This window comes from Duganella lactea, assembly GCF_009857505.1.
Taxonomy (GTDB): Bacteria; Pseudomonadota; Gammaproteobacteria; order Burkholderiales; family Burkholderiaceae_D; genus Rugamonas; species Rugamonas lactea.
In genome coordinates, this window is the sequence record NZ_WWCP01000076.1 from 1 (window position 1) to 6046 (window position 6046).

At 47.6% G+C, this 6046-nt stretch carries 5 protein-coding genes; 1 reads left to right on the forward strand and 4 read right to left on the reverse strand.

Features of this window, described 5'->3' with window-relative positions; translation table 11 throughout:
- Positions 1-268, forward strand: a 268-nt coding sequence (locus GTP44_RS27745; protein WP_229257106.1) for a hypothetical protein, incomplete at its 5' end; no start/stop codon positions are given.
- Here the strand turns inward: GTP44_RS27745 and GTP44_RS26610 are convergent.
- The 4 genes from GTP44_RS26610 to GTP44_RS26625 all read right to left on the reverse strand — a co-directional run.
- Positions 234-800, reverse strand: coding sequence for a TetR/AcrR family transcriptional regulator (locus tag GTP44_RS26610; RefSeq protein ID WP_161021778.1), 567 nt, complete (start codon positions 798-800; stop codon positions 234-236). The two genes, GTP44_RS27745 and GTP44_RS26610, sit on opposite strands and share 35 nt — an antisense overlap.
- Before the next feature lie 704 nt (positions 801-1504).
- Complete coding sequence (locus GTP44_RS28095) at positions 1505-3226, reverse strand: methyl-accepting chemotaxis protein (protein ID WP_161021779.1); 1722 nt, start codon at positions 3224-3226, stop codon at positions 1505-1507.
- Positions 3227-4369: 1143 nt separating this feature from the next.
- Positions 4370-4534 (reverse strand): EAL domain-containing protein, encoded by a 165-nt coding sequence (locus tag GTP44_RS28325; protein ID WP_371867342.1) that lies wholly within the window; start codon positions 4532-4534, stop codon positions 4370-4372.
- A 657-nt stretch (positions 4535-5191) separates the two neighbouring features.
- On the reverse strand, positions 5192-6046 hold an 855-nt coding region (locus GTP44_RS26625; RefSeq protein WP_161021781.1), incomplete at its 5' end, for an AraC family transcriptional regulator.

Sequence of the window (6046 nt, forward strand, 5' to 3'; positions counted from 1 at the left end):
CCAGCTTCGTCAGCTTGGCTTCGCGCTCCTGCGCAGCAAAAAGGTTGGGTTTCATCATGGCAGAGTCGTCAAGGTTGATGCGCTGACATCATGCCACGGCCGGGCCGGTTTTTCGAGGCCCCCTACAGCGACGCTTCGGATTTTGAATTATTCAGACCGGACTAATTATATTCAAAAATTAATATTGATTTTAAGCTTAAATTTTTATATGAAATATAAATTAAAAGTTGAAATTATTTTTCACATAATCGCTGACTTACCAGATTAAGAAGTGCTGCCTTCATCTCTTTCTTCTCTAACTCAGAGAAGTGGTGCAGGTTAAGCATCTCTAAGAGAACAAATCCATCTAGCGCGGTCCATACTGACAGTAAAAGTCCAGCTTGCTCGCTTGCTCCCTCTAATGCTTCAATACCGCTGTGATACATGACCTTTACAGGTCCTAACAATGAGGGGTAACTAGACGTTACAACCAAAAGATTAGCCATAGTTCTTTTTTCTTTTTGTTGCATTGAAAATGCGTAATTTATTCGATCAGTCAAAAATTTTCTTAATGTTTTTTTTCCAACTTCAGTTGGATCTACGCAGTGGCTTTCCACTCGTATTCGCATCCGGTCAACAAGAGCAAGGAGGAGTGCTTCTTTTGATTTGAAATGATAAATTAACCCGCCCTTAGTTACGCCAGCACGTAAAGCGACCTCGTCCAAGGTAACGTCATGGACGCTATGTTCGGAAATTAGAGATTCTAATACGTCCAATAAGGTATTGCGATTGCTTAGGCGAGTGCCTTGAGTGATTGGCATAAGTGTGTCGAATTAAGTGGCTGTACGTATATTACCATTTTTCATGGAGGAAACGACCGTTAGCGCATAGGAGGGTGAATTCGAAAACCATAGTTTCAAATTGTAAACTATGCTATATGTATAGTTAATTTTGTTGGAATTATTATTGATGAATTTAAAATTACAATGAAGTTAGAAGAAATCATTGCATAAATCATGATTTTTCAGGTTATCTATGATTTTATTAATTTAATTCGCTACTTGATCAATACGGCTTCAGCTATATCAATACGGGATCGGCCGCCGCATTGGTAATGGAATTTTTTATTTAATTAATCAATATAAAATATTTATAAAGATAAGTAAAATATGTATTTTAATAAAATTAAAGTCAGAACTCGCCTAAAATTCGGCTTTGGGATGTTGCTGATCATTTTAGCAACCATTTCACTTTTTGGCATCAGCATGTTGATTTGCGAGAGATGGTGCCCCAACCTTAGGCATAGTTTTGCGTTGGCCAGATGACCCATACGACATTAGGCCTAAAGCATCTCTTCAATGCTTGCGGTGCAAAAGGCGGGGCAATCATACCGGGTCGAATCTGCGCGCAAACGAACAGCACAGAAACTCACGGCGGCGCAGCAAATTGATTACAGCTTGGCTGTAATTGACCCGAATAGGCATGGGCGCCCACCATCCTGGACTAACCTCGATTCAGACCGGGCTTAGAAGTGCTCCCACTCTCCCGCGTCAGCTTTCGAGACTTCTTTCACTGGGTGCGTAGGCACAGGTGGCACGAGTACGATGCGCCGCACTGGTGTCTGCGGGGAGAATGGTACTTCGGCAAGAGGTGTTGCCGCGTGGCTGCCTGCCGCCGTCTGTTGCCTCAGCTGGAAAATGCTGACGATCTGGGACAACGTTGCGGCCTGCTCTTGCATGGAGTTGGCCGCAGCTGCTGCCTCCTCTACCAGCGCGGCATTCTGCTGGGTTACCTCATCCATTTGAGAAATGGCCGAATTAACTTGTTCGATACCCGTGCTTTGCTCCAGACTAGCCGAGGCAATTTCGCTCATGATGTCGGTCACGCGGGTTATGGAATGCACGATGTCGGTCATGGTTACGCCTGCTTCGTCCACCAATTTTCCTCCGGCATCCACCTGGATGACGGAATCGTCTATCAGGATCTTGATTTCCTTGGCGGCGGCGGCGGAACGGTGCGCTAGGTTGCGAACTTCGGTGGAAACTACGGCAAAACCTCGTCCCTGCTCGCCGGCCCGCGCTGCTTCAACGGCGGCGTTGAGCGCCAGGATATTGGTCTGGAAGGCGATGCTATCGATTACCCCGATGATATCGACGATTTTTTTGGATGATTGACTAATCGACGCCATCTTATCGACCACCTGCGCCACCACAGCGCCGCCCTTTAGAGCCACTTCCGATGCCGACACGGCAAGTTGGTTTGCTTGGCGAGCATTGTCTGCATTCTGCTTGACGGTGGCGGTAATTTCTTCCATCGATGACGCGGTCTCTTCGAGCGAGCTTGCTTGTTGCTCGGTGCGTGAGGACAGGTCGAGGTTGCCTGCAGCGATTTGCGTCGAAGCTGTAGCGATGGTATCTGTACCGGTTCGCACGCGCCCGACGATATCGGCGAGTTGATCCCGCATAAGCCTAATGGAGGCCATCAAGCTGCTGCCGTCCCCTGCCCGAACCGCAATCGCGGTATTTAGGTTGCCGCTCGCGATCTCCTGAGCAACAGTCATTGCATAGGCTGGTTCTCCGCCCAACTGTTTCAAAATACTTTGCGTGATAGCATAACCGGCAGCGATAGATATGAAAATTCCCACGATTGAAATGGAGATGATTAGTAGCCTGCTGGCCTCGTAGTTCGCATACGCATCGCTAGCGGTTTGATTGCTTATTTTTTTCTCGTATTCGCGAAACTCAATCAATGTATTAACCCACTTATCAAGCGATGGCCCTGTTTCGCCCATCAAAACATCTGGCGCACTAGGATCGTTGGCAAATCCGAGTTCAGCGGCTTTCTTAATTAGGGGCAAAGCCGTAGCCTTCATGTCCGCGATCTTGATCAGATAATTTTTCTCTTCCGGACTGGTATTGGGATCGCTTTGAAAAAGCTTCTCCAAGTCGGATATAGCCATATCATAAGCTTGAAGGCTGCTGTCGAAAATTTCTTTCTGTACCTTCATTCTCGGCATGTCGCTGAGAACAATCAGGTTCCGCATGGCGGCAGAGGATTTTTGAGCTTCGCCCAAGGCTTTGGAAATGATATTTGCCTCTTCAGCGTTAAAATCAACACATATCACAAGCGAAGAATTCAACGAGGCAAGCTTGCTGATGCTAATGATGGAAACTATCATTAAAATAATCAGTAATAACCCAAAACCGAACACCAGGCTAGTGCTGACTTTAAATTTATTAAAAAACATATATCCCCACTGGTATAATTAGTGCACCCTGAATAATTAGAAAATATCTGCTGTTTTTCGCAGCGGTAGCTGATCCCGCACTAATGCAGGCGCAGAAATATTGATCGGATAGCGAGTTTTTTTTGGTGAATAAAAATGCAATCTAAAAATTAATTGTTTATATAGGAGTTTTTCAATTCCATCGGGATTTTTAATTTCCCAATGGAGAAATAAAAAACTCAGCTGCAGATTCTGTATGTATTATGGGGTATGGTTGTCGTTTCGAAATTCAGCCTCCTAAGCGTTTCAGGTCGTTTCCTTCATGGCGATGGTAATGCACGTGCAGCCTATTGACTCAATAAACGTTACCCAATCACTCAAGGCACTCGCCTAATCAATCGAAGACCTTGTTGTATTTTTTGAATCTCTAATTTCCGAGCATGGCATCCATGATGTTGCCTTGGATGAGGTTGCCTTATGTTCTGGCATGAATAAGGGTGTGTTGATTTGCAATTTCAAATAAAAAGAAACGCTCCTGTTTTCCTTTTTTGAGCGGATGCGAATAAGAGTGGGAAACCATTGAGCATATCAAGCTGCAGTGGAATAAATTAAGAAAATTTTTCGGCCGGTCGGAGCAATCGGGCTTTTCAATGCGAAAAAAAAAGAACCATTGCGAATATTTTTTCTGCTACGCCTAGTTGCCCATTATTTTTGAGGACCTGCCCAAGTCATGTATAGCACCGGCATTGAATTGCTAGATACATGTCTAAAAAACAAAGGCGCATCGTTGAATGTCGCAAATTTCACCGCTTGAAAAGGGTAATGCCCCCTCGCCGCCGACGTCCGTTCTTCGCCCCGTGATGTAAATCCCGTCTTTTACAACCAAATTGGAAAATATCCTACCATCCAACAATTCAACAGTTACCAAGCAGAATCCGGAGTGTGCGTCGGAACCCAGTTTAGGTAGGAGGTAATGTGGGATCTGAATTTTAGCCATTTATTCCTCTAATATTTAAAAATGCTATTAACTTATATTGTTCGACTAAGCGCCCTCAATATGAAGACTGATTTCCCCATCTTTCATTTATTTCATGAGTAGGGCTGTTGTTTCGAAATTATTTATCCTCTGTGTTGCTTGCTGGCCCGGTAAAACCAAGCGGCGTCTCATTTTTTAAGCCATCTCATGTGATTGCATAGTTGGGCAACGTAATACCCATGATTCTCATCGCAGCCCAGTTTCTTTAATATTTGGAGGTGTTTTCCCGTCTCGACGCCGTTTGCCACCACCGACATGCCTAGCCTTTGCCCAAAGATAAGATCGCCTGGAATAACAGCCCTGCCTCATTTGACTTGCCTAGGCAGGACGTAACGGCCTTGCCTGCCTTCAGGCCACCCATCTTTAGATGCTGCAATGACGACGATTAAGAATAACCGTTTCCGAAGTCATAAACATGTAGCTTTATGCAAAGCTCCCGAATGGCTGACAGTTGCGCCAGCATTGTTTCTTGTTTATCGAGCATTGCACATTCAGTGATTTTCAGTTAAGGCGGTTCGGCATTCGCGGGTGCCTTGCAAGTTGCTTGGCTAAATGGTGATGAGTGCCGCGGGGCTTGAACTGCTTGGGGGATTGCGTTGATCGAGACAGGCAACAGAGGCATCCTATCCAACTCTCTCCTGAAGGCTTTTCTCGCGTCGCTGGGAGTTTTTGCGCTCACGAAAGCTTCGAAACAGGCGACTGTATGCGGTCTATACCCATAGATAGTAAAGTTAAAGAAGGTCATTTAAGTCGGCAATGATAATTAATTAAATTTCCGCCAAGGCTGGCCTCGTCTCCAGCACTCACTTATGGAGGGGATGGGGAAATGGCAGCGGCAGAGTCGTGCGTGAGTGCGAGTTGCTAAGCATGGCAATCGGGATCGCTGGATTGGGTATGGTGCGATATCACTTCCTCATCGGAAAATGGAGCCCGCCGCATAGGCGCCCAGCTTACTCGCTAAAAAATACGGGCTCAGCTTCTTCTCTCAGGCTCTTCGCAACGAATCGCGCGGGAGGGTAGCCGAGGACTCCGCGAAACATCTTGATGAAGCTGCTGGAATTGGCGTAGCCCAACTCAAAAGCGGCCGTCTGGACGCTTTGCCCATTGGACAGTAGTCCAACAGCAATCAGGGCATGAAGCCTATGCCTCCACTGCCGAAGCGTCATTCCGGTCTCTTCTAGGAACAGTCGGGAAAGGCTGCGCTTGCTCAGGGCGGCGGCCTTCGCCCAGGCTTCAGTGCCGTCCCGCTGGGACGGGGCGTTCAGTAAAATCAAAACGAGCTTCATCAGGCGTGAATCCTTGGGCATGGGCAGCTGCAGATCTTCCACCGGAGCCCTCGCGATTTCGTCGAGCAGTACGCCTAAAACACGTGACTCCGGACCATCGCCATCAGGCGCCCGCTGCTGCGTACAAGCGCGCTTTATCAGCTCCCCCAGCAGCGCGCAGACCGAAACCGTGCAGCAATGTCCGGGAAGCGCGACATTCTTGCCCGGTTCGAGGTAAATGCTATGGCACTTCGTCTCGCCCGATGCGAACACGCCGTGATACTGCCACCCGGGTATCCAAATCGCGCAACCTGACGGAACGGACCAGACCTTTTCCCCGGTCGTGCAATACAGCATGCCTTTCACCGTATACATCAGCTGGGATTTCCGGTGCCTGTGCACGAATGCGCGGTCCCGGCTGCCCGTCGCGACCTCAAAGCTAACCGCCATGACGTCTCGCGTGTCGGAGTCGACCGCCTCGGACCAGCGCTGAACGGCCCTAAGAAGATCGGGCGGCGCTTCGATGGATGTTTTTCTCAT

What these genes read in the sequence shown, in the direction of transcription:
- GTP44_RS26610 (WP_161021778.1), bottom strand. Translation starts at nt 800, where the DNA reads ATGCCAATCACTCAAGGCACTCGCCTAAGCAATCGCAATACCTTATTG.
- GTP44_RS28095 (WP_161021779.1), bottom strand. Translation starts at nt 3,226, where the DNA reads ATGTTTTTTAATAAATTTAAAGTCAGCACTAGCCTGGTGTTCGGTTTT.